The organism is Paraburkholderia sp. BR13439 (genome assembly GCF_040948805.1).
Taxonomy (GTDB): Bacteria; Pseudomonadota; Gammaproteobacteria; order Burkholderiales; family Burkholderiaceae; genus Paraburkholderia; species Paraburkholderia youngii.
Genome location: NZ_JBFPKN010000011.1, coordinates 230,618 through 257,502 on the forward strand (window position 1 = coordinate 230,618; position 26,885 = coordinate 257,502).

Sequence of the window (26,885 nt, forward strand, 5' to 3'; positions counted from 1 at the left end):
CGGTCGCGTGGACGGCTTTTCCTGGCCTCCGAGGCATGCAATTTTGTCAATGGCGCCGTGATCTACGGTGATGGTGGTCAGCACACAGCGGGCCCGGTCCTCAATCTCGGCAAGCTTTCACTGACCACTCAATAACGATCGGTTACCGAGGAGGATGAGGATGCAGCGTGTCAAGGACAAGATAGCTATTGTGACCGGGGCCGCGTCTGGCATCGGCGCGGCCTGTGCTGCGAGACTCGCGGATGAGGGCGCGCTGCTCGTCGTGGCGGACCTCAATCTCGAAGGCGCACAGGAGCAGGTTCGTCGCATCGAGGAGTCGGGCGGCCGGGCGGTTGCGGCGCGTGTCGATATTGGCGACGAAGGTTCGATCGATGCGATGTTCGAGTTGACGCTTAAGACCTGGGGCGGCCTCGATATTCTGCACAACAACGCCGCGGCCACGTCGCTTTCCAGTACCGTCGATGCGGCAGTCGAGACAGTCGACGTCGCTGTCTGGGACGACACGATGCGCATCAATCTTCGCGGCACGATGCTGGCTTCCCGGCGTGCGCTGCCGCTGATGCGGGCACGCGGTGGCGGTTCGATCATCAATACCTCGTCGGGTTCCGCTCAGGCGGGTGCTCTGGGGTATAGCGCATATGGTGTCTGCAAGGCCGGTATCGAGAACCTGACGCGCTACATCGCCGCGCAGCACGGTAAGGAAGGAATACGCTGCAACGCGATTGCTCCCGGCCTGATCGTCACGCCGGTGACCCAGGCGTACTACGCGGGCGTGCTCGGGGAGATGATGCTGAGCCACCATCTGACGCCGCGGCTCGGGCAGCCCGAAGACATTGCGCATGCGGTGGTGTATCTCGCTTCGGATGAAGCGGCGTTCGTCACCGGCCAGGTGTTTAACGTCGATGGCGGGCTGCTTTCGCACCAGCCTTACTATGCGGACGAAATCCGTGCGCGCTCGGCGGCGACGACTAACGTTGCGAAGGGGGCGGCATGACGACGGATTCCGGTCTTCTTGCGCGTATCGAGCGCATCGAGGCGCAGCTTGCTATACAACAGTTGCCGGTGCGATACGCGCTTGCGGTCGATTCGCGCGATCTGGACGGTCTGGTGCAGCTGTTCGCCGAATACGTCAACTGCGGCCGATGGGGCGTGGGGCGCGCGGCGCTGAAGACCTTCTATGGGTCCGAGCATATTTTGCGCGGCTTTTACCGCAGCATTCACCAGATCTGCGGCCACACAGTCGATTTCATCGACGCCGACCATGCAACGGGAAGCGTCTATTGTCGCGCGGAGCATGAGGACAACGGTGCGTGGGTGGTGATGGCGATCTGCTACTTCGATCACTACGTGCGGCGCGATGGGCAATGGTACTTCGAGCGTCGCGACGAACAGCACTGGTATTCGACGGATTGGCTCGAGCGCCCCGGTACGCCGCGCTTCCAGAACTGGCCCGGCAAGTATGAAGGCGACCGGTATCAGCCGCGCCTTCCGCAGAGTTTTCCTACGTGGGCGACCTTCTGGAGCGCGAGCGAACAGCACGCCATCGACGCTTTGACGAAGGCGCCGTAAGCACGGCAGTGTCCGCGGCTCTTGCGCGTTACAGCGCGGCTTCTCCACGCAAGAGCACGTCGGCACCGCCGTCGGCGAAGGGGACTTGGCCCACCATGTAGCCATTGGCTGGACTCGCAAGGAATGCGAGGAGCGGCACGATCTGCTCGGCGGTGGCGTAATTGGGCACGACGGTGGGCACGCCGGCGGCAAGCGCCTCGCGACCTTCGGCAGTTTCCAGCAGCGGCGCGACCATCGGCGTCTTCACGACGCCCGGCGCGACACCATTGAGCAACACGCCCTTGTCGGCCCAGCCGGGCAGCACCGCCGTGCGCCGTATCCACTGGGTCAGCGCACGCTTGGATGACGCATAGCCTTGTGCGCCGATCTTTGCAGCTTGCTCGCGTGCCGCGGCCTCGTTGCCGTCGAGGCATAACTCGACGAGGCGTGCATCGACCGGGTGAAGCGAGGCGAGCGATGAGATCACCACGGCGCGTGGCTCCCTTGCGCGATGCAGCAGCGGCAACAGGCGTGGCAACAGATCAGTAACGCCGAAGTAATTCACCGCCACCAGCGTGTCGCCGGGCACCGGCGGCGATACGCCTGCGCAGGCGACCACCGCATCGATCGACGGTGTGATCTGCTGTACGCGCGCGACCAGCGCTGCGCGCTGCGCCGGGACAGTGAGGTCCGCGCAAACTTCCGCATCGTGGAGATCGACGCCGATCACCCGTTCGCCGAGCGCGGTCAAATGCCGGGCCAGCGCCGCGCCCATGCCCGATGCGGCGCCGGTGATCAGCGTCGTGCGTGGAACCTTCATGTCCGTCACGCTTACGCAGCCACGCCGGGCAGATGGACGACCAATCCGTCCAGCTCCGGCGTCACGAAGATCTGGCATGTCAGACGGCTGTTTTCGCGCACGTCCATCGCACAGGTGAGCATGTCGACTTCATAGGATTCGGCCGCTGGCATGTGGCTTCTCCAAGCCGCGTCGACGTACGCATGACAGGTTGCGCAGCTGCAGCTGCCGCCACAGTCGCCGAGAATGCCGGGGATCTGGTTGTTGACTGCCGTTTGCATCACGGAATCGCCAACGGTGGCGCTCACGGCGGCTTCGCTGCCGTCCGGCTGAATGAATCGAATGAGCGGCATGGCTTCTGAACCTCTGAAAAATTAGTTGGACTGCGGAAGCAGACTCTTCAACGGGATCGATTCGTCGGCGAGATCGGCCGCGCGGACTGGAATCTTCTCGGCAACGAATCGCTTGGCCAGCACGAATTCGGGCACGCGACTGACCGTATCGGCGGCGAGCATGACGCCGTCTTTCAGATAAAACGCTGAGAACGAGCGGGTATCGGGATTGCCGCGCAGGACGAACTCGTCGTAGCCGTGGGACAAGCCGACCATCTTGAGCTTCAGATCGTATTGATCGGACCAGAACCACGGCACGCTGTTGTAGACGCGCTCCTTGCCACACAACGAGGCAGCCGCGGTGCGGGCCTGCTCCAGCGCGTTGGGCACCGACTCGAGCCGCAGGCGCCGGCCGAGCGAAGGGTTGGGGTGGTTGGTGCAATCCCCGACCGCGAAAATGTCCGGATCGGACGTGCGGGTGTATTCGTCGACCACGATGCCGTTGTCGACGGCCAGCCCGGCTGCGTCTGCAAGTTCGGTGGCGGGCTCCAGTCCCACGCCGACGATGACGAGATCCGCGGCGACGTGCGTGCCGTCCGCGCAGCACACGGCCGCGACCGCGTCGCCCGACGCGTCGAGTTCGAACTCACTGACGATCGCGTTCGTGCGGATGTCGACGCCGGCCTCGCGGTGCACTTTCTCGTAGAACGCGGAAAGCTCGGGCGCCGTGACGCGCGCGAGGACGCGGGGCAATGCTTCGAGCACGGTGACGTGCAAGCCGCGCTTCACGGCTACGGCTGCCACCTCCAGTCCGACATATCCGCCGCCAATGATCACGAGGCGCGAGCCGGCATGAAACTGGTTTCGAATGCGCGCGACGTGATCGAGCGTGCGAAGGTAGTGAAAGTTCTGCAGCTTCTCGATCGTTTCGATACCGGGCAACATCAGGCGCCGCGCGCGCCCGCCGGTAGCCAGAACGAGTTTCGTATAGCCGATTTCGCTGCCGTTGGAGAGCGTGACCCGTTTCGCGTCACGGTCGATGCGTTGCGCGCGCACATTCGGAATGAACTCGACACGCGCTTTGTCGTACGTCGACAGCGGTTTCAGGTAGAGCTGCTCGGCGGTCGATTCGCCCGACAGAAATGCCTTGGAGAGCGGCGGCCGTTGGTACGGCAAGTGGGATTCTTCCCCAACCATCACGATGCGCCCCGCCCATCCCTGTTCGCGGATCGCGGTCGCGCATTCCCCCGCCGCGTGACCCGCCCCGACGATCAGTGCGGTGTTCTCTGCGTCTCCAGCTGTCATGAAGCCAACTCCGTCTCATACGGCCACAAGTTCGCTGCGGCCAGAAATTGCGAATAGTGTTCCAAATTGTGAACGAGCGTCGTTGCTACTGTCAATGCTCATGAACCCCGCTGAGCCGCAGCGGAGCTGACCATCGCCTCGATGCCGCCAACCGCGAAACGGATCAGGTAGGTGCGCATGCGCTCGATATGCGCCGTCGCGAGTGCCCGTGTTCGGGATCGCGCTTCCTGCGCGTAAAGCTCGTTGAGCACGAGATGAAACACGGACTCGACGAAATGCTGCACCAGTTCGACGGTCTCACGCGTGGCATGAGGAAGCGCCTTGGCGAAGGCGTCACGATAGCGCGCGGCCGCCGGCGCGTATTGGTCATAAAACGGCGCCGTGAGGTCGGGGCGCTCCAAAAGGCAGCCAATCTGGGTCAGCAGGCGCAGGTAGTTTCGCCACCCCGGATCGCCGCTCGTCAGATGCGCGAAAGCCGGTGCGGAAAGTGCGGTCACGATCGTCTCGACATCGGGACGTTTGCCTCGCAGCGGTGCGAGTCCGGCCTCGAGCGATTCGATGACCTGCCGGCTGATCACGGCCGCGCGACGGCCGATCGCCTGTTGAAACAGCGCGTCTTTGCTGCCGAAGTGGTAGCGCGCGAGGCTCAGCTCCATGCCACAGCTCTGCATGATGTCGCGGATCGATGTGCCGAAGTAGCCGTGCATCGCGAACAGCCGCTCGGCCGTATCGAGAATGCGCTCTGGCGTCGTGCTGCGCGCCGTGGCGCGCGGCGCATTGATGGCAGTCGCCGGGCTGCTAGCGGCGTGAGTCGTTCTGGACGGCATGGTTTCCCTTTCATGGCGGGTGCAAATCGGACAGTGCGCGATCCCTTTCAGCGAATGATAGAACGATCTTGCACATTCGTGCAAAATCGAACATAGTTCAGATATCGGCACGTCGCTACCAGGCAGAGGTGCCTTTAAATGAACGATTAATGGAGACAGGAACCATGGCGGGCGCGCTGCAACTCGAGGACTTCGACGATCCCAAGTTCAACCCCTTTTTCGAGGATTCGCTCGCTTTCGGCGCCGATCCTAACCCGTATCCGCGGATTGCCGAGCTCCGCAAGAAAGGCTCGGTTCAGAAGGGCGACTACCGTGTGCTGATGGGTGCGGCAGCGGATCTGACGATGTCCGATGTCGCGCATTACTGCGTATTCGGATACGACGAGGTAGCGCAGGTGCTCGGAGATCCGGTCACGTTCTCGAACAAGTCTTACGAGCGCAATATCGGCATCAGCTTCGGACGCAGCATCTCGACGATGGACGCGCCCGAGCACCCGCGTTACCGCCGCATCTTCCAGAAGGCCTTTTTGCCGCACACGGTGGCAGCATGGGGCGATACGCTGGTCGATCCGGTCGTGAACGAACTGATGTCGAAGTTCATGGATCGCGGACATGCGGATCTCGTCAACGAGTTCACGCTTCACTATCCGTTCAATATCATCTACCGCCAACTGGCATTGCCGCCGGAAGACGTCAAGATCTTCCACAAGCTGGCGATCGCGCAGACGCTGGTTTCGATCGATGTGGCGCACGGTGTGGAGGCGTCGACGAAGCTGGGTGCTTATTTCGCTCGACTCGTCGAGGAGCGCCGCAGCAATCCGGGCGACGATCTCGTCAGTTCGCTGGCCATCGCGGAAGTCGATGGCGAGTTGCTGCCGGACGAGGTCGTCATTTCGTTCCTGCGTCAATTGGTGAATGCGGGCGGTGACACCACGTATCGCGCAACCAGCGTGCTGCTGCTTGCGCTATTGCGCGATCCCGCACAGCTTGAAGCGGTGCGCGAGGATCGCACGCTGGTCGCGCAGGCGATCGAGGAGGCTCTGCGCTGGGATGGCCCCGTGTTGATGCAATCGCGTATGGCCTCGCGTGACGTCACGCTCGGCGGTGTGGAGATTCCGGCGGGCGCATTTCTCGACGTGTTGGCGGGAAGCGCCAATCGCGACCCCAGCCGCTTCCCCGATCCGGACAGGTTCGACATCTATCGAAAGCCTGCGCACCGGCACTTCGCATTCGCGTATGGCCCGCACGTATGCATCGGCCAGCACCTTGCGCGCGTGGAAATGACGCGCGCGCTCAACGCGATTCTCGATCGCCTGCCCAATCTTCGCCTCGATCCGGCCGCGGCAGCTCCACAGATCAATGGAATCATGATGCGCGTTCCGCATTCGATTCCCGTCGTCTTCGGCTAACCAGAACAGCGCCAGCCTCCCGTGTCGTGGACGAGGCTGGCCGACAAGGCACGTGTGGCGGGCCAGCTCACGAGATACCGCTGGTCCGCACGCACGGACGGTGGAGAACGCATAGATGATCGAGTTTGACTTTATCGTGATTGGCGCCGGTGCCGCGGGTTGCGTGCTGGCCAATCGTCTTTCGGAAAGCGGGCGCCATTCAGTGCTGCTGATCGAGGCAGGTCCGGAAGATCGCAATCCGTTGATCCGAATGCCTAAAGGCTTCGGAAAGCTGCTGGGCGATCCAGCTCATGCCTGGTTCATTCCGGTGCAGCCCGATGACGGGAACGGGCATCGCAACGAGATCTGGCTGCGCGGCAAGATGCTCGGTGGTTCCAGCAGCATCAACGGCATGGTGTATATGCGGGGTCATCCAGAAGACTACGACGGATGGGCCGAGCTGGGCGTCGAGGGATGGAGCTGGCAGAATCTGGCGCCGTGCTTCCGGCGCATCGAGGATCACGCGCTCGGCGCCGATGAGCTACGAGGCGAGGGCGGACCGCTGAAAGTGTCGCAGTACGCGCAGCGCAATCGTATCGGCGACGCAGTGCTCGAAGCGTGCCGGTCGCTCGGCGTGAGGCGCGTCGAAGATATCAACAGGCTCGATCATGAGGGCGTGGCCTATCTGATCTATACGATCCGCAACGGTCGCCGGCAAAGCTCAGCCGAAGCCTTTCTGAAGCCTGCGAGGACGCGCAAGAATCTGACCGTCGTTACCGGCACGCAAGCCGCGCGAATCGTGTTCGACGGCACGCGCGCCGTCGGCGTCCAGTGCGAAAGCGCGGGGCAGCAGATCGCTTACCGGGCGCGCCGCGAGGTCGTGCTGTCGGCGGGCGCGATCGAGTCGCCGCGGCTTTTGCAGCTTTCGGGCATTGGCGATCCAGTCCATTTGCAGTCGCTCGGCATTCCTGTCGTGGCGGCGAATCCGGGTGTCGGACGGAACATGCGCGAGCACTATCTGTATATGGTGCAGGCGCGTCTACAGCATTGGCGCGATTCGCAGAACCGGCAGTTCAGCGGCATGCGGCTATGGCGTAACGCGATGCAGTATTTTCTGTTCCGCCGTGGCGTGATGTCGCTCGGCTCGTATCAGGTGGGTGGTTTCGTCAAGACCGCGCCCGATGCGAAGCGTCCGGACGTTCAATTGATGATGGCGCCGTACTCGATGGATTTCGGCGCGGCGGGTTACGCGTTCGAGTCGTTCCCAGGCATGCAGCTCTTCAGCTATCCACTGCGTCCACGCAGCGAGGGGCACATCAGGCTCCAGTCGTCGGACCCGCGCGTGCCGTCTGAAGTCGTCGCTAACTACCTTGCCGATCCGTACGACCAGCAGATGGCCGTCAATGCGTTCCGGCTCATGCGCAACGTGCTGGCCGCCGAGCCGCTCAGGAGTCTGCTGGTGGGGGAGACACGCCCCGGCCTCGCCGTCCAGACCGATGACGAAATTCTTGACCTCTACCGGCGCGACGGCCAATCCGGTTTTCACGCATGCGGCACTTGCAGGATGGGCTCGGACCCGCTTGCCGTGCTCGATTCGCGGCTGCGCGTGCGCGGTATCGAAGGCCTGCGCGTGATGGATCTGTCCGTCACACCCACGATGATCTCCGGCAACACGAACGGCCCGATGATGGCGATGGCATGGCGCGCCGCCGGGCTGATCCTGGAGGACGCGCGATGAGTTGCCTTGAGGACTATAAGGGGCACTTTTCGAATATCGAATTCGAGCGACGCGACGGTGTTTTGCAAGTGCGCCTGCATACGGATGGCGGCCCGCTGAAGTGGGGCGCACTCGATCGCAGCATTCACAGCCAGCTAGGCGAGGCGTTCTATCAGATCGCACGCGACCTCGACAATCGCGTGGTCATCCTGACCGGAACCGGCGATTCTTTCTGCGACGCGATGAATTACGCCGAGTTGCCGGCGGAGCCGCTTTCGCAAGTCTGGCCGCGCTTGCAACGCGAGGGGCAAGACTTGCTGATGCAACTGCTGGACATTCCGGTTCCGGTTATCGGCGCGATCAACGGGCCTGCGCATATCCATGCCGAGCTGCTGGCGCTGTCCGACATCGTGCTCGCCTCCAACCACGCAGAAATCTCGGATCAGGCGCACTTCATTCACGGCGTCGTGCCCGCGGACGGCGTGCAGATCGTCTGGCCGATGCTGATCGGCCACAACCGCGCCCGCCACCTTCTACTCACCGGCGAGCGCATCAGTGCGCAACGTGCGTGGGAGCTTGGTGTAGTCGGCGAAGTCGTCGCGCCCGACACGTTGCTCGAACGCGCCTGGCAAATCGCGCGCGAACTCGCGGCGAAGCCGGTCGAGACGTTGCGATACACGCGCGCGGTCTTTACGCAGCCGTTCAAGCGTCGCATGGTCGCCGAACTGGGCTATGGGCTCGCGCTCGAAGGGCTTGCCGGTATCGCCGCGCAGTCCGGCAGAACGTAGCCCGTCAACGCGACATGTTCACAAATGGGAGACCCGATATGACATTGGCAGTGCAAGCATCAACGCAGCGCAGCGCGATCGTTCAGCAGGCGCTCGACCGCGCGACGCGCGAAGGCGGTGAGATCGGCGTGCAGGTGGCGGCTTATCTGAACGGCAAACTCGTGATCGACGCATGGAGCGGCGTGGCCGATCCGTCCACCGGCCGTCCTGTCGATGGCGACACGCTCTTCAATGTCTATTCGGTAACGAAGGCCGTTGCGGCAACCGCGTTGCACATCCTGGCCGACCGCGGCCTGATCGAGTACGACGCGCCAGTGACGCGCTACTGGCCGGAGTACGGCGCGCACGGCAAGGAGAAAACCACGGTGCGCGATGTGCTGACTCATCGCGCGTGCGTGCCGCAAATGCCTGAAGACGTCACGCCGGAGCTGATGTGCGACTGGCACTGGATGACCCGCGCGATCGCAAACCTGGAGCCGCTTGCCGAGCCGGGGACGAAAACGCTTTACCTTTCGATGACGTTCGGCTGGATCGTTGGCGAGCTGGTGCGACGTGCCGATCCGAAGAAGCGCTCGCTGGGCCGTTTCGTCCGGGAAGAGATCGCGATGCCGCTAGGCATCGAAGATCTATGGATTGGCATCCCTGACGAAGTCGAACCGCGCATCGCACGTCTCACCGATGCGATGGTGCCGGTTCCCGCGGAGTACCTGCCGCCGCTATTCCTGCGCTCGATGCCCGAACAGGTCGCATTGACGCCGCAAGTGTTCGAGCGTCCGGACGTGCGGCGCGCGGAAGTGGCGGGTGTTGGCGGGATCTTCAATGCGCGCAGCGAGGCGCGCTTCTGGGCGATGCTCGCATGTGGCGGTGAGTTGGACGGCGTGAGGATACTGTCGAAGGAGCTCGTCGCCACGCTGAATACGCCACGTGCCAATAGCGAAGAGCCCGACCCGGTGATGTTCGGCTTTCCGATTCCGATCACGATTGGTGGCTTCTGGTTCGGCGGCAACCATCCGCCGGTGACGGCGGCGCGTTCGCCGCGCGCGTTGTGCCATCCGGGACAAGGCAATTCGATCGGCTGGGCGGACCCGGACACCGGGCTCGCCGTCGCGATTTGCCATAACAAGCTGTTCAACCCGACCACGCCGGAAGAAGACCCACTGCTTCCGATCGCTGCGGCGATTCGCAACGCGCTGGATCTGGAGTGACCGGCACCATGGTCATGGATATCGCGTATTTGCAGCAATGGACCGGGCGCACGGAGGAAGTGAAGGACCAGCTCACCCTCACGCCGATGACAGCGTTCGGCGCCGTGCTAGACCGGGACGACCCGCCCGCGGCAGCTGGCGATGAGTTGCCGCCGTTGTGGCACTGGCTCTATTTTCTGCCGGTTCATCGTCAGTCCGTGGTCGGGCTCGACGGGCATCCGAAGCGTGGCGGTTTCCTGCCGCCGGTCGACTTGCCTCGCCGCATGTGGGCGGGCAGTCAACTCGACTTTCTACGGCCGCTGAGAGCGGGCAGCGCGATCACCCGACTTTCTTCGATCGAGAGCGTAGCTCACAAGCAGGGGCGCACCGGCGATCTGGTGTTCGTCAAGGTCAAGCACGAAGTCAGTGATGCGAATGGCGTTGCGCTCGTAGAACGCCAGGATATCGTGTATCGCGATCATCCGGTTGCTGGCGAGAAGCCGGCGGCGTCACAGGCCGCGCCCGCAGGCGCCCATTGGGCCCGCGAGATCAATCCCGATCCCGTGCTGCTGTTCCGCTATTCGGCACTGACGTTGAATGGTCATCGCATTCACTACGATCGGCCTTACGCAACCGGCGAAGAGGGCTACGAGGGTCTCGTCGTGCATGGCCCGCTGCTCGCCACGCTACTCATGGACTCGCTGAGATCGGAACTGCCGGGCGCGCGCGTCGGAGCGTTTTCGTTCCGCGCAATCAAACCGGTGGTGGACACTTCGCCTTTCTATGTTTGCGGAAAGCGAGACGAATCCGACCCTGGCAAAGTGAGCTTGTGGATCGCTGGTAGTGACGGGTCATTGCGGATGGATGCCGCGGCTGTTCTCAGCTGATCGTTGAGTCCGGTCCGCCGGCGGGTACGCCGTAGCCGGACCGGGCGCTGAATGGGAGACTTATGCGTTCGTTTCTTTTTGTGCCGGGAAGCAAGCCCGAAAGATTCGCCAAGGCGCTCGCGGCAGGCGCCGATGCGGTGATCGTTGACCTGGAGGACGCCGTTGCAGACGCGGACAAAGCGTCGGCGCGAGCCCATGTTGCCGATGCGGTACGAATATTTTCGGCATCGCCAGTTTGCGTGCTGTTGCGCATCAATGGCGCTGGAACGCAGTGGTTCGACGAGGACCTGTCACTTGCCGCGTTCGATGGGATCGATGGCGTCGTGTTGCCCAAGGCGGAGGCTCCGGCTGCGCTGACCACCGTAGCGGCGGCAACGACGAAGCCAATCTGGCCAATCATCGAATCCGCCGCGGGTGTCTGGAATGCGTTGGAGGTGGCACGCATGCCCGGCGTCGAGCGGCTGGTCTTCGGCTCCGTCGACTTCGAGCTCGATCTGGATTGCGACGGCTCATGGGACGCGTTGCTGCACGCGCGTTCGCGTATCGTGCTGGCTTCGCGCGTCGCTGGAATTGAAAGTCCGGTCGATGGCGTCACCGTGGCGATCGACGACGAGCGGCAACTCGCCGAGGACTCGTCGAAGGCGCGATCGCTGGGTTTTGGCGGCAAGCTGTGCATTCATCCGCGCCAGGTCAAGGCGGTCAACGCCGCTTTCAGCCCGAGTGCGGATCAGATTGCCAAGGCGCGGCGGATCGTCGAAGCGTATGAGCGGGCGGAAGGCGGGGCAGTGTCCGTCGATGGACGGATGGTGGACTTGCCCGTGTTGCTCAAGGCAAGACGTATCGTCAGCGCGTCCGAAAAGGTGCGCGATTCGGCAGAGGGGTGAGAGGTGCGGCGGAGTGAGCGCTGCATCGCCCGCGCCGCCACTTCAAGGGGTGACGCGGGAGTGTTGCAATTTGGCTTACACCGGGTCCCACGGCGTGAGCGCCATGGAAGGCACGTTCGGGAAGAAGCTCGCTTCGAACGCCGGCATGACCTGCTCGGCAATCGCTTCGGGCGTCCAGCCGCCGTCGCGATGCAGCGAGCGGATCATCCGGATCTGGTTGAAGAAGTAGATCTCGTTGGCGCGCACGCCGAAGATCTGTCCCGATACCTTCGCGGCCTGGTCGGAAGCGAGGTAGACCGCGAGCGGCGCGATCTTGCGCGATTCCATGCGCTTGAGAACTTCGACACGTGCCTTTTGCTCGGGCGTCTCCGAGGGGATCGAGGCCGTCATCGCGGTCCATGCCCACGGTGCGATGCAGTTCGAGCGCACGTTGAATTTGGCCATGTCGAGGGCAATCGACTTCGACAGACCGACGACACCCATCTTGGCGGCCGAGTAGTTGGCCTGTCCGATGTTGCCGATCAGACCCGACGTGGAGGTCATATGAACGAAGCTGCCGCTGTTTTGCGCCTTGAAATGCGGAGCCGCGGCGCGTGCCACGAAAAACGACCCGTTCAGATGAACGTCGACGACGGCTTTCCACTCATCGAGGCTCATGTTGAAAAACATACGGTCACGCACGATGCCGGCGTTGTTGACCACACAGTCGACGCGGCCGAACGTGTCCAGCGCGGCCTGCACGATCTTCTGCGCGGAGTCCCATTCGGCCACGCTGTCCGTGGAAGCAACCGCTTGGCCGCCCGCCTCCTTGATTTCCGCGACGACGCGCTGTGCGGCGAATTCGCCGGTTTCGGCGTTGCGACCGAGGTCGTTGACGACGACCTTGGCGCCGTTCGCCGCGAATTGCAGCGCGAAATCGCGCCCGATGCCTGCACCCGCACCCGTTACCACTACCACCTTGTCCTTGACGAAATCGCTCACTCTTGTCTCCGTTCGATACAGGCGTTGATGTTGAAAAGCTCGCCCACGTATAATAACAAAAACTGAACGCCGTTGCAGAATATGAACGATATTGCGTTGGCAGCGACTGTGTAGCGATTCATCCATTCGAAGACGACAAAATGAAAGGAGACACGCAATGAACGACATGAAAGGCTGGACCGTGCCGGACCATGTTCCGCGAGAACTCGTGGTCGATTTCGACTATATGAATCCACCCGGTGCCGAAGACGACGTCCATCGCGCGTGGAAGACGCTGCATACGGGTCCCGATATCGTCTGGTCTCCATACTATGGCGGCCACTGGATCGCCACCCGGGGCGAAGACATCGAGGCGATGCAGAAGGACCACACCCGTTTTTCGCATCGCAGCGTCAACATCCCGCCGCTCAATGAAACGCAGCTCGTGCCGCTGGAACTCGACCCGCCCGAACATACCCAGTACCGCAACCTGATCACGCCCGCTTTTCTGCCCCAAGCTATCGCGTCGCTGGAAAGCGACGTGCGCAGCCTCGCAATCGAGCTGATCGAAAAAATCGCTCCACGAGGCGAATGCGAGTTCGTGTCGGAGTTCTCGAAGATCCTGCCGATCGTGATTTTCCTGCGTCTGGCCGATCTCCCGTTGAGCGATCGCGGACAATTGCTCGAATGGGCGGAATGGGCCGTGCGCGGCAATGTCGAGCAGCGCAACGAATCCCAGCACCGGCTGATTGGCTATATTTCCACCTGGGTGGAAAAGCGCAAGGCAGAGGCGGGCGGAGATCTCGTCAGCCTGATCGCGAACGCGCAGATCGACGGCAAACCGATCAGCCCTGAGCGGATGTTCGGCATGTTCATCGTCGTGCTGTTCGGCGGCCTCGATACCGTCGCATCGATGATGGGTTTCATCGCGCGTTTCCTCGCGGAGAACCCGGCTCATCGGCGCCAGCTAATCGAAAATCCAGAACTGATGGTTTCGTCAGTCGATGAGATGATTCGTCGCTTTGGCGTGGCGAACACCGCGCGGCTCATCACGCAGGACATGGAATACAAGGGCATCCAGTTCAGGAAGGGTGACCAGATTCAATTGCCGAATTCGCTCTTTGGCCTCGACGACCGCAAGTTCAGCGATCCGCTCGCCGTCGACCTGACGCGCAAGCCAGTGCTTCACGCGGCGTTCGGCAACGGCCCGCATCGCTGCCCGGGGTCGTTCCTTGCGCGTACGGAGATCAAGGTTTTCCTGCAGGAGTGGCTCAAACGCATTCCCGATTTTCGTATTCGCGAGGGCGACAAGCCGCGATGCGGTTCGGGCTCCGTCAACGGCATGCTTTATCTGCCGCTCGTCTGGGACGTAGCACCCTGAAGTATCCCCACCCTCAACGACTCATCGACGATCATGAAAAAGTGGCAATGTATCTTTTGCGGTTTCTACTACGACGAAGCAGCGGGACTTCCGGCGGAGGGCATCGCGCCAGGCACTCGTTGGGAAGACATTCCGGATGACTGGGCATGTCCTGAATGTGGGGCGACCAAGGCTGACTTCGTGATGATCGAGGTCGAGGCCTAAGCGTTCGGACACGCGCACGGCGTCGAGCCGTGCGCTTCATTGCCCCGGGTCAGGCGCGCTCGAACACGGCGGCAATACCCTGGCCGCCGCCGATGCACATGGTCTCGAGCGCATAGCGCCCCTTTCGGCGCGTCAACTCGTGCAACAGCGTGGTCATGATCCGCACGCCCGTTGCGCCGATCGGGTGACCGAGCGATATGCCCGAGCCATTCACGTTGAGCCGGTCGATGTCGTGCCAGTTCCAGCCTTTGAGGACAGCCAGTACCTGGCATGCGAACGCTTCGTTCACCTCGACGAGATCCATCTGATCGAGCGTAAGACCGGTGCGCATCATCAGCTTCTGCACTGCGGGCACGGGACCGATGCCCATCCGCGAGGGCTCGCAGCCCGCCGCGGCCCATCCCGTCAGCCATGCCATAGGCTCGAGTCCGAGCTCTTCGAGGCGGTCTTCCGCGACAACGATGCAAGCGGCGGCCGCATCGTTCTGCTGGCTGGAGTTACCTGCGGTGACCGTTCCGCCCGGCATCAACGCGCGAAGCTTGCCGAGGCTTTCCATACTGGCGTCCGCACGGAATCCCTCGTCTTTGGAAAACAGCAGCGGCTCGCCTTTTTTCTGCGGAACGCTGACCGCAACGACCTCTTCGGCCATATGGCCCGACTCCCACGCTGCCGCGGCGCGCTGATGGCTGCGCAGCGCGAACTCGTCGGCGGCCTCGCGGCTGATGCCATAGTCGATGGCGAGATTTTCTGCGGTCTCGATCATGCCGGAGATATAGCCGAAACGTGATTCCGGCTGCGAGCGCTCGCGGCCGCGCGCGAGCCGGTCGTGAAACTGCACGGAGCCCGAGCGGGCGCCCCAGCGCATGTCCGTGCTGTAGTACTCGATGTTGCTCATGCTTTCCACGCCGCCAGCCAGCACGACGTCCGCGGCACCGGTCTGCACCATCATCGCGGCGGTGGCGAGCGCCTGCAGGCCGCCGCCGCAGCGGCGGTCCAGTTGCATGCCGGGCACGTCGACGGGCAGGCCGGCCTGCAGCGCGATCCAGCGGCCTACGCACGGCGTTTCGCTGTTTGCATACGATTGTGCGAAGACGACGTCGTCGATGCGAGCGGGGTCGAGCCCTGCACGCCGGATCGTTTCGTTCGCGACGAGTGCGCCGAGCTCTTCGACGCTAACGCCGCGCAGGCTGCCACCAAAGGTGCCCACGGGCGTTCGTACAGGGGAGACAATTGCCGCGCGTTTCATGGGACGTTTCCTTGCAAAGTTCGAGGTTGCGGATGCGGGTGTGCTTGCGATCAGGCAACGAGCGTCGCGCTTCCGGTGCGATGAAGGGGCAGGGCGCTCGCCATCTGATCGAGAGCGGCGCGATGATCCGGATGGGCGATCGCCAGCATGCGTTCGCGCCGTTGCCGCAGCGTCAGGCCGCGCAGATCGGCTACGCCGTATTCGGTCACCACGATGGCGGCGTCGCTGCGGGGCGTGCTGACCGGTCCATTCAACGACGCGACGATGCGGCTGGCGCCCTTGCCCGCGGTAGACGGCAACGCGATGACTGGAACGCCGCCACGCGAGCGCCGCGCGCCGCGCAGAAAATCCAGTGCGCCGCCCACCGCGCCCACATACACGCCACCGGCAACCTCGGCGTTGATCTGGCCGCTCAGATCGACTTCCACAGCCGAGTTGATGGCGACGAAGCGCTCGATGCTTGCGAGCACGTTCGCGTCGTGCGTGTAGCGCGTCGAACGGAACTCGATGGCGTCGTTGCGATGCGCGAACTCGTGAATGCGACGGCCGCCCATCATCACGCCTGCAATGGTCTTGCCCGCGTCGATGGTCTTGCGCGCATTGTTGATCACGCCGATTTCCATCAGATCGGCGACCTTGTCCCCGATCGTGCCGGAATGAATGCCGAGGTCGCGCCGATCGCCGAGGCAAGCGAGAATCGCTTCGGGAATCGCGCCGAGGCCGAGTTGAATCGTGGCGCCGTCTTCGATCAAAGCGGCCGTGTTTTGTGCAATCGCCTGATCCGTCGCGCTTGCCGCGCTTGGCGAACTCTCGGGCAGAGCGCGTGATGTCGGGAGAATGAAGTCGATCTCGTCGTCGCGAAGATATCGTTCGCCGTAAGTCCAGGGTGCCTGTTCATTGACCTCCGCGACGATGACGCGCGCGCGCTCGAGCGCAGGGATCAGATACTCATGCGCGATCGACAGGCTATAGCGGCCTTGCGAATCTGGGGGCGCCAACTGCAACAGCAGCACGTCGATCGCAAGCTGACCCGAGTCCATCATCTCCGGGAACTGCGAATAGTGGCACGGAAGAATGTCGAGCGCGCCAGCCTTGGCCAGTGCGCGGTTGGAGCCGCTGCCGCAGTACGAAACGAAATCGATGCAGTCGGCGTGCTCGGGGCGGTACGTGTCGTAATTGCTGGCACCGAGAAAAACCCGGAACGCGCCGACAGCATGCCGTTGCTCGAGCAGCTTGCGGGTGAGCGCAAGAGGCTCCGCGTTCGATTGGCCCCATGTGACAGTGTCGCCGCGACGGATGATGGACGCAAAGTCGATGGCGTCCGCCTCTAGCAGTATGGGCATGATGTTGTTCGCGTCAATTGGCGGCTTGCGCAAAGTCATGCGCTTCGTTGTGCTGCCCCCGCACGGCGCCCGAGGCAACGAGTTCCGCAATCCGGTCTTCGCTGTAGCCGATGCTGTGCAGGACGAGCTCCGCATGCTCGCCCAGTCCCGGAACCGCGAGCGGTGGCGACGCGGGCTCCATGCGGAAATGAATCGGGCTCGCTACGTGGGCGCGTCCGGACGGATCGGTCTGGACCATTCTTCGCTCATGAGCATGTGGATGGTTTAGCGCCTCCGCGGTCGAGAGCACCGGCGCGACGCTGACGTTCCGGCCTTTGAACCAATCGAGCCATTCATCGAGCGTGCGTGTAATGAATGTTTGCGTCAGGAATGCTCGAACGCGTATCTGGCCTTCACCCGCCGGCCCGGTCGCGTCGGCGACAAGATCGGGGCGGCCGAGCGGCGTAAGGAGGTTGCTGGCAAAACTGTGTTCCCGGCCGCCGAGGCAGAGCCATTTCGCATCGGCGGTCTCGTAGGTGCTGAGCATCGCGAGCCCACTATCGTCCTCGGTCGCTTCCGAGGATTGCCCGACCGGCATGTTGAGCAAACGGCCGCTCAGGTACGGCTGTGCCGTGAGCGCCGCATCGAACAGCGACACGTCGATGTAGTCGCCGCGTCCCGTTTCCCGGGCGCGCAGCAGCGCCATCAACACAGCGGACAATGCCGTCAGCGAACCGGCCAGCGCGGCGAGCGACGGTCCCGTGGCAATCGGCATTCCCCGCTCATCTCGCGGCAGCGTACCTGCAAGCGATTGAACTACCGGATCGTGTGCGGGCAATTGACAGAGCGGGCCGGTCTGGCCGAATGCGGTAATCGCGCAATAAACGACCTTCGGGTTATTGCGGCTCACCGTGTCGTAGTCGATACCAAGGCGAGCAGCGACGCCCGGCCTCGACGATTCAATGACGACATCGGCCTCGTTCAGCAGCTTCAGCGCGACCTCGCGTCCGTCCGGATGCTTCAGGTCGAGGCCGATGCTGCGCTTGCCGCGGTTGATAGCCGCGAAGAAAGCGCCGTCCGTTCCGGGTGCGCCGCGCGTCGGGTCGCCGGTGACCGGTTCGACCTTGATGACTTGCGCCCCGTGATCGGCGAGATTGGCAGCGAGGAACGGACCCGGCATGAACTGCGACAGGTCAATGACTCGAAGGCCGGTCAGTTTCATGCCAGAGCAGCGCTGAAGCCTAGCTGGCGTTGGGCAATCGCGGCGGCTTCCTTGACGATGCGGGCGATCAATTCCGCGCAGGTCGGCAAATCGTGAATGAGGCCTGTGACGATACCGGCGGGGAAAGCGCCGCCTTCGACTTCTCCCGTAGCGAACGCATCCATCCAGCGCTGTGCTCCGGTCAGTGCGGACAGGTCCGAGTGCGTCACGTTTTTGCTGCGCTCAAGTTCGAGTGCGGCGAGGCTCACGCTATTCTTGACCACGCGGCTCGGGTCCCCGATCGAGCGGCCCAACAGGACGGTATCGCGCTCGGTCGCTTCCAGCAGACGTTGCTTGATCGCTGGGTGGACCGGCGATTCTTGCGTGAGCATGAAACGCGTACCCATGTTGATGCCATCCGCGCCGAGCGCGAGAGCCGCCATCAGGCCGCGCCCGTCGGCGAAGCCCCCGGACGCGAGAATCGGCACCTTGAGCTTTTCGGCTGCGGCGGGAATCAGGATTAGTCCGGGGATATCGTCTTCGCCAGGGTGCCCCGCGCATTCGAATCCGTTGATGCTGACGACATCTGCGCCGAGCGATTGCGCCTTCACCGCGTGGCGAACCGTGACGCACTTATGCACGACCTTAACGCCATGTGCCTTGAACTCGGCGATGTATTTCGCGGGATTGCTGCCAGCTGTTTCAACGACCTGGACGCCCTGAGACACGATCGCGCGAACATACCCGTCATAGTCGAGACCGGCATTCGCGCCGAGAACGGTCAGGTTGACGCCAAAGGGCTTGTCCGTGAGCGAACGCACCTTGTCGATTTCGCGCGCGAGTGCATCGGCACTTGCATGGGTGTGCGCGGAGATGAACCCGAGCCCTCCCGCGTTCCCCACGGCCGCCGCCAGTTCGGCTCGCGCCACCCAGCGCATACCGCCCTGAATGATGGGATATTGAATGCCGAGTAATTCAGTAATGCGGTTGACATACGGTTTCATCGCGCGCCTGTAATCTGGATAGGGAGTGTGGGTGCCAGAGAAATGCGCCTGACGCGCGTGACCTGGCGTGCTCGGTTTGCCACGATGCGCGTGGCGTTCTTGGCGATTCAACAATCGCGAAACTGGGGTTTGCGCTTTTCGGCGAAGGCTGCCATGCCTTCCTTTCGATCTGCGGTGGCGAAGGTCGAATAGGCCATGCGCCGCTCGAACAGGATGCCTTCCGCGAGGCTGGATTCGTAGGCGCGGTTCACACACTCTTTCGCCATCGCCACGACGGGTTGCGAATATCGCGCGATTTCATCGGCCGTTTTCAGTGCTTCTTCGACGAGCGTGCCGACCGGCAGGATGCGGCTTACGAGGCCGCATCGTTCGGCCTCGACGGCGTCCATCTTGCGGCCGGTGAGGATCATCTCCATCGCCTTCGATTTGCCGAGCACGCGCGTGAGGCGTTGGGTGCCGCCAGCGCCGGGAATGGTCGCCAGCGTGATTTCGGGCAGGGCGAAACGGGCGTTGTCGGCGGCGAGAATGAAGTCGCACATCATGGCCAGTTCGCAGCCTCCGCCCAACGCAAGACCCGCGACCGCCGCGATGACCGGCTTGCGGCAACGCGAGGTGCGTTCCCAGTTAGACGTGATGAACTGATTCTTGTAGACGTCCATGTACGTCCATTCGTTCATCATCTTGATGTCGGCTCCGGCGGCGAACGCCTTTTCGCTGCCGGTCAGCACGATCGAGCCGATGGCGGGATCGGCTTCAAAGTCGTCGAGTGCTGCCGTCAGCTCGTCCATCAGCTGGTTGTTCAGCGCGTTGTAGGCTTGCGGACGGTTCAGCCTGAGCAAGCCGGCTTTTCCGTGCGTTTCGACGATGATCGTCTCGTAGGCCATGCTTCTTCCTTGAGGGAATGAGGGGCAACGCTGCTCGCGCGTGGTTCGTGGGCCGCGGCGCGCCGTTCGGGTTACGTCAAAGCGTACCGCACGTTGCCAATTATTTGAACGACGTTTATGATTCTGAATGTGAGGCCCGGCTTTGTCAATTGAGCGCGAGGGCAGATTCACTAACGGGAAACACCGCGAGGAGACACTGCATGACTACTCGTCACGAGGACGGACAGATTCGCGTTGAGCAGCGCGGGAACCTGCTTTTGATGGGCATCGACCGGCCGGAAAAGCGCAACGGATTTACCCCGAAGATGTTCCGCGAACTGGCCATGGCCTACACGCAGCTCGAACAGAGCAGCGATATTTTTTGCGGGCTGGTCTACGCCGAAGGGGATCACTTTACGGCAGGGCTCGACATGCCGAAGATCGCGCCATTGCGCCGGGAAGGGAAATCCCTGCTTCCTGAAGGCGAGGTAGATCCGTTCAACTTGCGCGCGCCGCTGCGCACCAAGCCGGTCGTCATTGCGCTCAAGGGAATCTGTTTCACGGTTGCGGTCGAATTGATGCTCGCATCGGAAGTGGCTGTGGCGGCCGATAACTGCCGTTTCTCCCAGCTTGAAGTCAAGCGGGGGATCATGGCAGGTTGTGGTGCGACGTTCCGCATGGTCCAGCGTGCCGGCTGGGGCAACGCGATGAAGGTACTACTTACTGGCGACGAATTCACCGCGCAAGAGGCGCGGCACATGAACTTCGTGCAGGATGTCGTGCCCGCGGGGCAGGAGTTCGACCGGGCGCTCGCGATCGCAGAGCGAATTGCGGCGCAGGCACCGCTAGCCGTGCAGGCCACGATGCAGAACGCGCGGGTTTCGCTGGGACAAGGCTGGCAGGATGCTTACGCGACCATTCAGTCGACCCAGCAGTTTCTCTACAACACTGAAGATGCCAAGGAAGGTGTTCAGTCCTTCATCGAAAAACGTGCGGCGAAATTTGTCGGCCGCTGATGCATGGCTTCCGGCGCAGCCGGTGCGAATTCAAGGGGACAGTTTGTTATGACAAAAGGCGCGTTGGCGGGTGTTCGCGTCCTCGACCTGAGCCGTATTCTCGCGGGGCCGTGGGGGGCTCAAATGCTGGCGGATCTCGGCGCCGAGGTCATCAAGGTCGAGCGTCCGGGAAAGGGCGACGATTCGCGGCAATTCGGCCCACCGTTCCTGATGGATCGGGACGGCAAGGTCACGCGCGAATCGACGTTTTTTATCAGCGCGAACCGCGGCAAGAAGTCGATCACCTGCGATATCTCTACGCCTGAAGGCCAGGCGCTGATCCGCTCGCTGGCTGCACAATGCGACGTGTTGCTCGAGAACTATAAGGTGGGCGACCTCAAGCGTTATGGGCTCGACTACGAGAGCCTCAAGCTGGTCAATCCGCGCCTGATCTACTGTTCGATAACCGGGTTCGGCCAGACCGGACCGTATAGCCCACGGCCGGGCTATGACTCGATTTTCCAGGCGATGGGTGGCTTGATGAGCGTGACCGGAAACGGTGACGACGTGCCCGGCGGCGGCCCTATGAAAACCGGGCCCAGTCTTGCCGACATCCTCTGTGGTCAGTATGCCGCTTCGGCGATCATCGCGGCCCTCTATCACCGCGACGTGGCGCAAGGCGGTACTGGCGAAGGGCAATACATCGACCTGGCATTGCTGGACGCGATGATTGCTGCCACATCGCACTATGCAAGCCAGTACCTCGTTTCTGGCCAGATTCCGATCCGGCGCGGTACCGAGGGCAATGGTGGCATGCCGTCCCGCATGTTCCGTTGCGCCGATCGCGACATCATGATCGTTGCCGGCAACAACGAGCAGTACGCGCGAATGTGCAATGTTCTCGGGCATCCCGAGCTTGCTACTGATCCGCGATTCAGCGAGATCGCTCTGCGCGTGAAGAATCGTCGTGCACTGGGCGAAGTGTTCGAGCCGCTGATCGTCGAATGGCAGAGCGATGAACTGCTCGCGGCACTCGACGCCGCCGGAGTGCCGGCTGGACCGATCAACAATCTGGAACAGGTGTTCGCAGATCCGCATGTGCAGGCACGCGCGATGTGCGTGGAAGTCGCGCACCCGCTCACAGATCAGGCCGTTCGTATGGTGGCGAATCCGGTCAAGATGTCGGGGACGCCTATCGATTCATACGGCGCGCCGCCGACGCTCGGCCAACATACGGACGATGTGCTGCGTGACGTGCTCGGTATGTCGCAGCCCGATATCGATGCTCTGCGCGAAAAGAAAGTTCTATAGAGCGCGGAAAAGCCTGTGAAGCGCATTCTTCGAGGGTGCGCTTTTTTTATGGATTACCCACCAGTTCCTTGAGGGGTGCATTGCGCCCGAAGGTCGAATGGTTGCTGCCTCCCGCAGCAGGCCTCGTGGGTACGTTCATACCACCCATATGCAATCAGGAGTACTTTGATGCACATTGGAATACCCGCGGAAACGCGGGCGAACGAAAGCCGTGTGGCCGCGACACCCGAAACAGTCAGGAAATACGTCGCCCAGGGGCACACGGTGACGATCCAGACCGGGGCGGGCATTGGCGCGAGCTATCCTGACGAGGCGTACATCGCCGTGGGCGCGCGGGTAGCCGATGCGGCTGCTGCCTTCGGCGCGGACCTCGTGCTCAAGGTTCAGTCGCCAACGCAGAGCGAATTGCCGTTCATGAAGCGGGGTTCGGTGCTCGTCGGCATGCTCGACCCCTTCAACGTCGACAATGCGACCACACTCGCCGCGGCTGGCGTCACCGCGTTCGCGCTCGAAGCCGCACCGCGCACGACGCGCGCACAGAGCCTCGATGTGCTGTCCTCGCAGGCCAATATCGCTGGGTACAAGGCGGTGCTGCTGGCTGCGAACCTTTATCCGCGCTTCATGCCGATGCTCATGACCGCCGCAGGCACCGTGAAGGCGGCGCGCGTGCTGATTCTTGGTGCGGGCGTGGCGGGTCTGCAGGCCATTGCCACGGCGCGGCGCCTTGGCGCGGTGATCGAAGCTTCCGATGTGCGCCCGGCGGTCAAGGAGCAGATCGAGTCTCTCGGCGGAAAGTTTCTCGACGTGCCGTTCGAAACCGATGAGGAACGCGAGGCCGCGCAGGGTGTCGGCGGCTATGCGAGGCCGATGGCGCCGTCGTGGCTCGCGCGCCAGTCGACGCTGGTGCATGAGCGCGCAAAGCAGGCCGACATCGTCATCTCGACCGCGCTGATTCCGGGCCGCGACGCGCCGACGCTGCTGCCTTCGGAAACCGTGCAGGCGATGAAGCCGGGCTCGGTCGTGATCGACCTCGCGGCGGGACGGGGTCCGGTCGCCGAGCAGGCCACGGGACGGCGCGGCGGCAATTGCCCCCTCACCGAGGCCGACAAGGTCGTGACGCACCATGGGGTGCAGATCTGCGGCTACACGAACCTCGCTTCGATGGTCGCCGCCGATGCCTCCGCGCTCTACGCGCGCAATCTGCTCGACTTCCTGAAGCTGATCGTCACGAAGGAGGGCATCCTCAACATCGATCTCGCGGACGACATCGTCGCGGCTACGCTGCTGGCCCGTGACGGCCAGGTCACGCGCAAGGCATGACGGGAAGGAGAACAGGAATGGAAGTCATCAATCATACGGTCATCAATCTGATCATCTTCGTGCTAGCCGTCTACGTCGGCTATCACGTGGTCTGGAACGTCACGCCTGCTCTGCATACGCCGCTGATGGCCGTCACCAATGCGATTTCGGCGATCGTCATCGTCGGCGCGATGCTCGCCACGGGACTGACCGTGGGCGGGGCGGGCAAGTTCTTCGGCACGTTCGCCGTGCTGCTCGCGGCCGTCAACGTGTTCGGCGGATTCCTCGTCACGCGGCGCATGCTGGAGATGTTCCGCAAGAAAGAGCCGAAGAAGCTAACCAGCAAGGAGGGTGCGTAAATGAGCATGAACCTCGTTACGCTGCTTTACCTGGTGGCGTCGGTCTGTTTCATTCAGGCGCTCAAAGGGCTTTCCAACCCGAGGAGCGCGCGCGCTGGCAATACCTTCGGCATGATCGGCATGGCGATCGCCATTCTCACCACCCTTGCGCTCATCGTGAAGGAGTCCGCGCAGTTCGGCTCGAATCTCGGGCTCGGGCTTGCGTTGCTTTTCACGGCGCTCGTGGTGGGCGGCGGTCTTGGCGCGTATGTCGCCGCACGCGTCGAGATGACGAAGATGCCCGAGCTGGTCGCGGCGATGCATTCGCTGATCGGTCTTGCTGCTGTCTGCATTGCGTACGCGGTAGTTTCCGATCCCGCCGCATTCGGGCTCGTTGCAGAAGATGCGCCGTATCCGGGCTTCCTGCCATACGGCAACCGTATCGAGCTGTTCATCGGCACCTTCGTCGGCGCGATTACGTTTAGCGGCTCGGTGATCGCCTTCGGCAAGCTGTCGGGCAAGTACAAGTTCCGGCTGTTTCAGGGCGCGCCCGTGGTCTACTCCGGCCAGCATCTGATCAACCTGATGCTCGCGCTCGCGATGCTCGGCTTCGGTGTCCTGTTCTTCCTCACGCAGTCGTGGCTGCCGTTCATCATCATGACGATCATTGCGTTCGTGCTCGGCGTGCTGATCATCATTCCGATCGGTGGTGCGGACATGCCGGTGGTCGTGTCGATGCTGAACTCCTACTCGGGCTGGGCGGCGGCGGGTATCGGCTTCTCGCTGAACAACGCGATGCTGATCATCGCGGGTTCGCTCGTGGGCTCTTCCGGCGCGATTCTGTCGTACATCATGTGCCACGCGATGAACCGCTCGTTCTTCAGCGTGCTGCTTGGCGGCTTCGGCGGCGAGGCTGGCTCAGCGGCAGCGGCTGGCGCGCAGGAGCAGCGTCCAGTGAAGTCGGGCTCCGCCGATGATGCGGCGTTCATGCTGGGCAACGCCGAGAGTGTCGTGATCGTGCCGGGCTACGGTCTCGCGGTGGCGCGCGCGCAGCATGCGCTGAAGGAACTGACCGACAAGCTCGTCGAAAAGGGCGTGGACGTGCGCTATGCGATTCACCCCGTGGCGGGCCGCATGCCCGGTCACATGAACGTGCTGCTCGCGGAAGCCGAGGTGCCCTACGACCTCGTGTTCGAAATGGAGGACATCAACAACGAATTCGGCCAGACCGACGTAGTGCTGGTGCTCGGCGCGAATGACGTGGTGAATCCGGCCGCGAAGAACGATCCGAAGTCGCCGATCGCGGGCATGCCGATCATCGAGGCGTACAAGGCGCGCACGATCATCGTGAACAAGCGCTCGATGGCCGCCGGTTATGCGGGCCTCGACAACGAACTCTTCTACATGGACAAGACGATGATGGTGTTCGGCGATGCGAAGAAGGTAATCGAAGAAATGGTAAAAAATTGCAGCTAGGGGGCGAGTCATGACGACCGGGACAGGCAACAGTCACATCGCAAGTACAGACCAGTCAGCAGTAGGAAAAATCGACTCGGGCAGGGAGGGCCGGGACATCTCGCGACCGCGTCAAGGTTCGGACGCTGCCGGACGAGGTGGGAAGTCACCGCCGTGGGCCTGGGGGAACTGCCGCAGCGAATTCGACTGGATGGACGTGCACTTGCCGTCCTCCACGTCCGAATGGTTTTAAGAACCTTCTTAACAGACGGATCGAAACCGCACTCTCCGCGATCGGCCTCCAACTTCTAGCGCGACGCGGGGCGGCCGGCCCTGCGTTGCCCTGGAGGGCCGGTTGGGTGGTCTCCTCGCGCGTCGCTCTCTCGCGAGGCGCATCCAACTCGACGTTTTCCCACAAGCCGTTGATTGTTTTTGCGGGCGACGGTGAGCCTTGGAGTCTGCACGTGCAAAACGCTCCTGCGTCGACGAACACATCCAAAATCAGCGATGAAAAAAACGCCTTGGCTCGGTGTCCCGCAGCCAAGGCCAAACTCCACACGCTCTCGCGAAGTGTGTGAGAGGAGAAGTCGTCCCTGATCACTCTTCGATCTTGGTGTTACGCGCCGGGCGCAAAATCATTTCTCGGATCGAAGTTCGCGATAATGCAACGATCTGTTTAGTTAGATCATTTCTTAATCTATCGAAATGCAACTGTTCGTTTCATATATTGCACTACGTTCAAAAAGACGCACTAAAGCATTGACTGCCCGCCGTCCACACTGATAGTCTGCCCTGTTATGAAATTAGCGTCGTCACTGCACAGAAATGCAACTGTTCGTCCAATATCGCGCTGAGGATCGCCGAAGCGCCCAACTGCAATTTCAGAGAGATAGCGAGTGCGTTCCTGGGGATTGGCCTCGAGGTAGGCTTCGGCAGCAGGCGTTAGCGCTGCCGGGCAAATGACATTGACGGTAATGCCATAGGCGCCCCATTCGCGCGCCGCGACGCGCGAGAGACCACGAATGCCCTCCTTGGTTGCGGCGTACGCGCCGAACCCCTTGAGACCTTCGATGCCGGTGCGTGAACCGAAGTTGATGATGGCGCCGCGGCCTCGCGACTTCATCTGCGGCAATACGGCTTGCATGAAATACAGCGTACCGTATAGGCCCGACTCGAGCGTATTACTCCAGTCATCGTCGGTAACAGACTCAAGCGGTACACCCGGGCTGCTGCTTTGCGCATTGTTGATAAGCGCGTCTACACGTCCGAACCGCTCGACGGCAAGCTCGACTGTCCGAACGGCGTCGGCGCGATTGCGCGTATCACCGGGCACCACGAGCACTCGTGAGCCATGGGCGGTCAATTCCTCGGCAGCCTGCGTGAGTTTGGCCTCCGTACGGCCAGTCAGGACCAGGCTCGCTCCTTCGGCGGCAAGTGCGCGGGCAATACCGAGTCCGAGGCCTTGCCCACCTCCGGTCACGATGGCGACCTTTTCTGCCAGTTTTTTCGTGTGCATGTGTGAGTCCGAAAGTGATGGTTAATGGTGTTGTTCGGCGCGCAGGCGCACCTCGAGGATGTTCCGGAAAGTGATGCCCGGCATTCCAATTTTATGAACGTCGTTCAACTATATCGCAACAAGAGAGCGGG

General features: G+C 62.4%; 26 protein-coding genes. 15 read left to right on the forward strand and 11 right to left on the reverse strand.

The annotated features are described in order from the left end of the window. Window positions 1-160 precede the first annotated feature (160 nt). Window positions 161-994 carry an SDR family oxidoreductase gene (locus AB3X96_RS22645; protein ID WP_176122690.1) on the forward strand — a complete coding sequence of 278 codons (834 nt, stop codon included), beginning with the start codon at window positions 161-163 and terminating at the stop codon, window positions 992-994. Then, the gene (locus AB3X96_RS22650) at window positions 991-1,569 is read left to right on the forward strand and encodes a nuclear transport factor 2 family protein (protein ID WP_368591472.1); all 579 of its coding nucleotides are present in this window, start codon (window positions 991-993) and stop codon (window positions 1,567-1,569) included. The genes AB3X96_RS22645 and AB3X96_RS22650 overlap by 4 nt, the downstream gene beginning before the upstream one ends. A gap of 28 nt (window positions 1,570-1,597) precedes the next feature. On the opposite strand, the gene AB3X96_RS22655 is transcribed toward AB3X96_RS22650, so the two are convergent. The 4 genes from AB3X96_RS22655 to AB3X96_RS22670 form a co-directional block, all read right to left on the reverse strand. Continuing rightward, the gene (locus tag AB3X96_RS22655) at window positions 1,598-2,368 is read right to left on the reverse strand and encodes an SDR family oxidoreductase (protein ID WP_368591473.1); all 771 of its coding nucleotides are present in this window, start codon (window positions 2,366-2,368) and stop codon (window positions 1,598-1,600) included. A gap of 11 nt (window positions 2,369-2,379) precedes the next feature. Then, a complete protein-coding gene (locus tag AB3X96_RS22660) occupies window positions 2,380-2,700 on the reverse strand; it encodes a 2Fe-2S iron-sulfur cluster-binding protein (RefSeq protein WP_368591474.1) in 321 nt (106 codons plus the stop codon). 21 nt (window positions 2,701-2,721) lie between these two features. Then, window positions 2,722-3,984, reverse strand: a complete 1,263-nt coding sequence (locus AB3X96_RS22665) for an NAD(P)/FAD-dependent oxidoreductase (protein WP_368591475.1) — start codon at window positions 3,982-3,984, stop codon at window positions 2,722-2,724. Between the two features lie 98 nt (window positions 3,985-4,082). After that, complete coding sequence (locus AB3X96_RS22670; RefSeq protein WP_368591476.1) at window positions 4,083-4,811, reverse strand: TetR family transcriptional regulator; 729 nt, start codon at window positions 4,809-4,811, stop codon at window positions 4,083-4,085. Window positions 4,812-4,975: 164 nt separating this feature from the next. Between AB3X96_RS22670 and AB3X96_RS22675 the strand changes: the two genes are divergently transcribed. The 6 genes from AB3X96_RS22675 to AB3X96_RS22700 all read left to right on the forward strand — a co-directional run bounded on the left by AB3X96_RS22675 (window position 4,976) and on the right by AB3X96_RS22700 (window position 11,659). Continuing rightward, window positions 4,976-6,220, forward strand: a complete 1,245-nt coding sequence (locus AB3X96_RS22675; RefSeq protein WP_368591519.1) for a cytochrome P450 — start codon at window positions 4,976-4,978, stop codon at window positions 6,218-6,220. A gap of 115 nt (window positions 6,221-6,335) precedes the next feature. Beyond that, on the forward strand, window positions 6,336-7,937 hold the full coding sequence (locus AB3X96_RS22680; RefSeq protein ID WP_368591477.1) for a GMC family oxidoreductase: 1,602 nt from the start codon (window positions 6,336-6,338) through the stop codon (window positions 7,935-7,937). Then, window positions 7,934-8,704, forward strand: a complete 771-nt coding sequence (locus AB3X96_RS22685) for an enoyl-CoA hydratase/isomerase family protein (protein ID WP_368591478.1) — start codon at window positions 7,934-7,936, stop codon at window positions 8,702-8,704. Before AB3X96_RS22680 ends, AB3X96_RS22685 begins: the two co-directional genes overlap by 4 nt. 38 nt (window positions 8,705-8,742) lie before the next feature. Further along, a complete protein-coding gene (locus AB3X96_RS22690; RefSeq protein ID WP_368591479.1) occupies window positions 8,743-9,909 on the forward strand; it encodes a serine hydrolase domain-containing protein in 1,167 nt (388 codons plus the stop codon). A gap of 8 nt (window positions 9,910-9,917) precedes the next feature. Beyond that, window positions 9,918-10,775, forward strand: coding sequence for a MaoC family dehydratase N-terminal domain-containing protein (locus tag AB3X96_RS22695; RefSeq protein WP_368591520.1), 858 nt, complete (start codon window positions 9,918-9,920; stop codon window positions 10,773-10,775). A 62-nt stretch (window positions 10,776-10,837) separates the two neighbouring features. Beyond that, window positions 10,838-11,659 (forward strand): CoA ester lyase, encoded by an 822-nt coding sequence (locus tag AB3X96_RS22700; RefSeq protein ID WP_368591480.1) that lies wholly within the window; start codon window positions 10,838-10,840, stop codon window positions 11,657-11,659. A 75-nt stretch (window positions 11,660-11,734) separates the two neighbouring features. On the opposite strand, the gene AB3X96_RS22705 is transcribed toward AB3X96_RS22700, so the two are convergent. Continuing rightward, window positions 11,735-12,640, reverse strand: a complete 906-nt coding sequence (locus tag AB3X96_RS22705) for an SDR family NAD(P)-dependent oxidoreductase (RefSeq protein WP_368591481.1) — start codon at window positions 12,638-12,640, stop codon at window positions 11,735-11,737. A gap of 157 nt (window positions 12,641-12,797) precedes the next feature. On the opposite strand from AB3X96_RS22705, the gene AB3X96_RS22710 reads away from it, so the two are divergent. Together AB3X96_RS22710 and AB3X96_RS22715 are read left to right on the forward strand one after the other, a co-directional pair. After that, window positions 12,798-14,000, forward strand: a complete 1,203-nt coding sequence (locus AB3X96_RS22710) for a cytochrome P450 (RefSeq protein ID WP_176111339.1) — start codon at window positions 12,798-12,800, stop codon at window positions 13,998-14,000. A gap of 33 nt (window positions 14,001-14,033) precedes the next feature. Continuing rightward, a complete protein-coding gene (locus AB3X96_RS22715; RefSeq protein WP_018436109.1) occupies window positions 14,034-14,204 on the forward strand; it encodes a rubredoxin in 171 nt (56 codons plus the stop codon). Window positions 14,205-14,253: 49 nt separating this feature from the next. Here the strand turns inward: AB3X96_RS22715 and AB3X96_RS22720 are convergent, their stop codons facing one another. The 5 genes from AB3X96_RS22720 to AB3X96_RS22740 form a co-directional block, all read right to left on the reverse strand. Beyond that, a complete protein-coding gene (locus tag AB3X96_RS22720) occupies window positions 14,254-15,450 on the reverse strand; it encodes an acetyl-CoA C-acetyltransferase (RefSeq protein ID WP_368591482.1) in 1,197 nt (398 codons plus the stop codon). Window positions 15,451-15,500: 50 nt separating this feature from the next. Then, window positions 15,501-16,793 (reverse strand): acetyl-CoA hydrolase/transferase family protein, encoded by a 1,293-nt coding sequence (locus tag AB3X96_RS22725; RefSeq protein WP_368591483.1) that lies wholly within the window; start codon window positions 16,791-16,793, stop codon window positions 15,501-15,503. Between the two features lie 13 nt (window positions 16,794-16,806). Then, window positions 16,807-17,994, reverse strand: coding sequence for a CaiB/BaiF CoA transferase family protein (locus tag AB3X96_RS22730; RefSeq protein WP_368591484.1), 1,188 nt, complete (start codon window positions 17,992-17,994; stop codon window positions 16,807-16,809). Next, complete coding sequence (locus AB3X96_RS22735) at window positions 17,991-18,977, reverse strand: NAD(P)H-dependent flavin oxidoreductase (RefSeq protein ID WP_368591485.1); 987 nt, start codon at window positions 18,975-18,977, stop codon at window positions 17,991-17,993. Before AB3X96_RS22735 ends, AB3X96_RS22730 begins: the two co-directional genes overlap by 4 nt. Window positions 18,978-19,084: 107 nt before the next feature. Then, complete coding sequence (locus AB3X96_RS22740) at window positions 19,085-19,861, reverse strand: enoyl-CoA hydratase (RefSeq protein ID WP_176365545.1); 777 nt, start codon at window positions 19,859-19,861, stop codon at window positions 19,085-19,087. Window positions 19,862-20,061: 200 nt separating this feature from the next. On the opposite strand from AB3X96_RS22740, the gene AB3X96_RS22745 reads away from it, so the two are divergent. From AB3X96_RS22745 to AB3X96_RS22765, 5 genes are all read left to right on the forward strand, one after another. Then, window positions 20,062-20,856 (forward strand): crotonase/enoyl-CoA hydratase family protein, encoded by a 795-nt coding sequence (locus tag AB3X96_RS22745; protein WP_184227985.1) that lies wholly within the window; start codon window positions 20,062-20,064, stop codon window positions 20,854-20,856. Between the two features lie 48 nt (window positions 20,857-20,904). Next, complete coding sequence (locus AB3X96_RS22750; RefSeq protein ID WP_368591486.1) at window positions 20,905-22,146, forward strand: CaiB/BaiF CoA transferase family protein; 1,242 nt, start codon at window positions 20,905-20,907, stop codon at window positions 22,144-22,146. 168 nt (window positions 22,147-22,314) lie between these two features. Then, entirely contained in the window at window positions 22,315-23,466 is a 1,152-nt protein-coding gene (locus tag AB3X96_RS22755; RefSeq protein ID WP_368591487.1) for a Re/Si-specific NAD(P)(+) transhydrogenase subunit alpha, read from the forward strand. A gap of 17 nt (window positions 23,467-23,483) precedes the next feature. Further along, complete coding sequence (locus AB3X96_RS22760; protein WP_368591488.1) at window positions 23,484-23,804, forward strand: NAD(P) transhydrogenase subunit alpha; 321 nt, start codon at window positions 23,484-23,486, stop codon at window positions 23,802-23,804. Next, complete coding sequence (locus tag AB3X96_RS22765) at window positions 23,805-25,259, forward strand: NAD(P)(+) transhydrogenase (Re/Si-specific) subunit beta (RefSeq protein ID WP_368591489.1); 1,455 nt, start codon at window positions 23,805-23,807, stop codon at window positions 25,257-25,259. A gap of 730 nt (window positions 25,260-25,989) precedes the next feature. Here the strand turns inward: AB3X96_RS22765 and AB3X96_RS22770 are convergent. Continuing rightward, the gene (locus AB3X96_RS22770) at window positions 25,990-26,754 is read right to left on the reverse strand and encodes an SDR family NAD(P)-dependent oxidoreductase (RefSeq protein WP_368591490.1); all 765 of its coding nucleotides are present in this window, start codon (window positions 26,752-26,754) and stop codon (window positions 25,990-25,992) included. Window positions 26,755-26,885: the final 131 nt, after the last annotated feature.

What these genes read in the sequence shown, in the direction of transcription:
- AB3X96_RS22645 (WP_176122690.1), top strand. Translation starts at nt 161, where the DNA reads ATGCAGCGTGTCAAGGACAAGATAGCTATTGTGACCGGGGCCGCGTCT.
- AB3X96_RS22650 (WP_368591472.1), top strand. Translation starts at nt 991, where the DNA reads ATGACGACGGATTCCGGTCTTCTTGCGCGTATCGAGCGCATCGAGGCG.
- AB3X96_RS22655 (WP_368591473.1), bottom strand. Translation starts at nt 2,368, where the DNA reads ATGAAGGTTCCACGCACGACGCTGATCACCGGCGCCGCATCGGGCATG.
- AB3X96_RS22660 (WP_368591474.1), bottom strand. Translation starts at nt 2,700, where the DNA reads ATGCCGCTCATTCGATTCATTCAGCCGGACGGCAGCGAAGCCGCCGTG.
- AB3X96_RS22665 (WP_368591475.1), bottom strand. Translation starts at nt 3,984, where the DNA reads ATGACAGCTGGAGACGCAGAGAACACCGCACTGATCGTCGGGGCGGGT.
- AB3X96_RS22670 (WP_368591476.1), bottom strand. Translation starts at nt 4,811, where the DNA reads ATGCCGTCCAGAACGACTCACGCCGCTAGCAGCCCGGCGACTGCCATC.
- AB3X96_RS22675 (WP_368591519.1), top strand. Translation starts at nt 4,976, where the DNA reads ATGGCGGGCGCGCTGCAACTCGAGGACTTCGACGATCCCAAGTTCAAC.
- AB3X96_RS22680 (WP_368591477.1), top strand. Translation starts at nt 6,336, where the DNA reads ATGATCGAGTTTGACTTTATCGTGATTGGCGCCGGTGCCGCGGGTTGC.
- AB3X96_RS22685 (WP_368591478.1), top strand. Translation starts at nt 7,934, where the DNA reads ATGAGTTGCCTTGAGGACTATAAGGGGCACTTTTCGAATATCGAATTC.
- AB3X96_RS22690 (WP_368591479.1), top strand. Translation starts at nt 8,743, where the DNA reads ATGACATTGGCAGTGCAAGCATCAACGCAGCGCAGCGCGATCGTTCAG.
- AB3X96_RS22695 (WP_368591520.1), top strand. Translation starts at nt 9,918, where the DNA reads ATGGTCATGGATATCGCGTATTTGCAGCAATGGACCGGGCGCACGGAG.
- AB3X96_RS22700 (WP_368591480.1), top strand. Translation starts at nt 10,838, where the DNA reads ATGCGTTCGTTTCTTTTTGTGCCGGGAAGCAAGCCCGAAAGATTCGCC.
- AB3X96_RS22710 (WP_176111339.1), top strand. Translation starts at nt 12,798, where the DNA reads ATGAACGACATGAAAGGCTGGACCGTGCCGGACCATGTTCCGCGAGAA.
- AB3X96_RS22715 (WP_018436109.1), top strand. Translation starts at nt 14,034, where the DNA reads ATGAAAAAGTGGCAATGTATCTTTTGCGGTTTCTACTACGACGAAGCA.
- AB3X96_RS22720 (WP_368591482.1), bottom strand. Translation starts at nt 15,450, where the DNA reads ATGAAACGCGCGGCAATTGTCTCCCCTGTACGAACGCCCGTGGGCACC.
- AB3X96_RS22725 (WP_368591483.1), bottom strand. Translation starts at nt 16,793, where the DNA reads ATGCCCATACTGCTAGAGGCGGACGCCATCGACTTTGCGTCCATCATC.
- AB3X96_RS22730 (WP_368591484.1), bottom strand. Translation starts at nt 17,994, where the DNA reads ATGAAACTGACCGGCCTTCGAGTCATTGACCTGTCGCAGTTCATGCCG.
- AB3X96_RS22735 (WP_368591485.1), bottom strand. Translation starts at nt 18,977, where the DNA reads ATGAAACCGTATGTCAACCGCATTACTGAATTACTCGGCATTCAATAT.
- AB3X96_RS22740 (WP_176365545.1), bottom strand. Translation starts at nt 19,861, where the DNA reads ATGGCCTACGAGACGATCATCGTCGAAACGCACGGAAAAGCCGGCTTG.
- AB3X96_RS22745 (WP_184227985.1), top strand. Translation starts at nt 20,062, where the DNA reads ATGACTACTCGTCACGAGGACGGACAGATTCGCGTTGAGCAGCGCGGG.
- AB3X96_RS22750 (WP_368591486.1), top strand. Translation starts at nt 20,905, where the DNA reads ATGACAAAAGGCGCGTTGGCGGGTGTTCGCGTCCTCGACCTGAGCCGT.
- AB3X96_RS22755 (WP_368591487.1), top strand. Translation starts at nt 22,315, where the DNA reads ATGCACATTGGAATACCCGCGGAAACGCGGGCGAACGAAAGCCGTGTG.
- AB3X96_RS22760 (WP_368591488.1), top strand. Translation starts at nt 23,484, where the DNA reads ATGGAAGTCATCAATCATACGGTCATCAATCTGATCATCTTCGTGCTA.
- AB3X96_RS22765 (WP_368591489.1), top strand. Translation starts at nt 23,805, where the DNA reads ATGAGCATGAACCTCGTTACGCTGCTTTACCTGGTGGCGTCGGTCTGT.
- AB3X96_RS22770 (WP_368591490.1), bottom strand. Translation starts at nt 26,754, where the DNA reads ATGCACACGAAAAAACTGGCAGAAAAGGTCGCCATCGTGACCGGAGGT.